Origin of the sequence: Geminisphaera colitermitum TAV2 (assembly GCF_000171235.2) — a bacterium.
GTDB lineage: Bacteria > Verrucomicrobiota > Verrucomicrobiia > Opitutales > Opitutaceae > Geminisphaera > Geminisphaera colitermitum.
In genome coordinates this window covers 1-1,080 of the sequence record NZ_ABEA03000053.1, presented here as the reverse complement: position 1 = coordinate 1,080, position 1,080 = coordinate 1, and the positions used below count along the sequence as shown (strand labels likewise).

The following is a 1,080-nucleotide window of genomic DNA, read 5'->3' as shown; positions in this document are numbered from 1 at the left end:
GGTCTTCAGCGTTCAGCTTTTCCTCCCATGTCCGGCCGTAGAGGATGGCTTCGGGTTCGAGTTGGATGCCAGTGGCGGCGTGGACGCGGGCGCGGATTTCGCGGACGAGGGTTATGATGTCGGCGGCGGTGGCGTGGCCGTGGTTGACGATGAAGTTGGCGTGGACGGGCGAGACTTCGGCGTCGCCGATGCGCAGTCCTTTGAGCCCTGCGGAGTCAATGAGGCGTCCGGCGGCGTCGCCTTCGGGGTTTTTGAAGATGCAGCCGGCGCTGGGTTCGCGGGGTTGGGATTTTTTGCGTTTGTCGCGGTAGGCATCGACTTGGCGGGCGATGTCGGGGGAGGCGAGTTGGGGCCCAGCGTTCCCAGGGCGGAGGGTGGCGGAGAGGGCGATGGCGTTTTCCAACTCGGCGCAGTGGCGGTAACCGGTGTGGAGCTGGTCGCGGCGGAGGGTGAGGCGGTCGCCGGAGAGTGTGAGGATGTCGATGGTTTTTATCGTATCGAATATCCAACTACCCATGGCGCCGGCGTTCATGCGGAGCGCGCCGCCGATGTTGCCGGGGATGCCTTCAAGAAACTCGAAGCCGCGCAGGCCGGCGAGCATGGCTTTGCCACAGAGTTCCTTGAGGCGGAGTCCGGCGCCGGCGCGGAGAGTGCCGTCGGATTGGAGGGTGAAGGTGGACCAGGCGGGGTGGCGGAGGCTGAGAACGAGGGCGTCAACGCCTTCGTCGGGGACGATGAGGTTGGAGCCGCGGCCGAGCATGAGAATCTGGATACCGGCGGCGGTGGCGGCGCGGACGAGGGTGGCAAGGTCGTCGGGAGAGGAGGGTTCGGAGTAAAGCCGGGCGGAGCCGCCGACTCCCATGGTGGTTTTGGGGGCGAGGGGTTCCTCGCGGCGGAGGTCGGTGGTGGAGCCGGGGGGGAGGACGGCGCGAAGGGTTTCGTAAGCGGCGTCCCAATGGGCACGGTCGGCGAGCCAGCGGCGGGCGATGGTGTCGATGTTGCCCGCACCGACAAAGGCCAGCAGCGCGGGCGTGGTGGAGAGGGTGAGCGGTGGGAAGGTGGGACCGGTGTGGTGCGTGG

General features: G+C 67.2%; 1 protein-coding gene. It reads right to left on the bottom strand.

Going from position 1 to position 1,080, the window contains the following annotated elements:
* Positions 1–1,080 (bottom strand): UDP-N-acetylmuramate dehydrogenase (gene murB / locus OBACDRAFT_RS06400; RefSeq protein ID WP_157836932.1); only part of this gene is annotated, 1,080 nt, incomplete at both ends.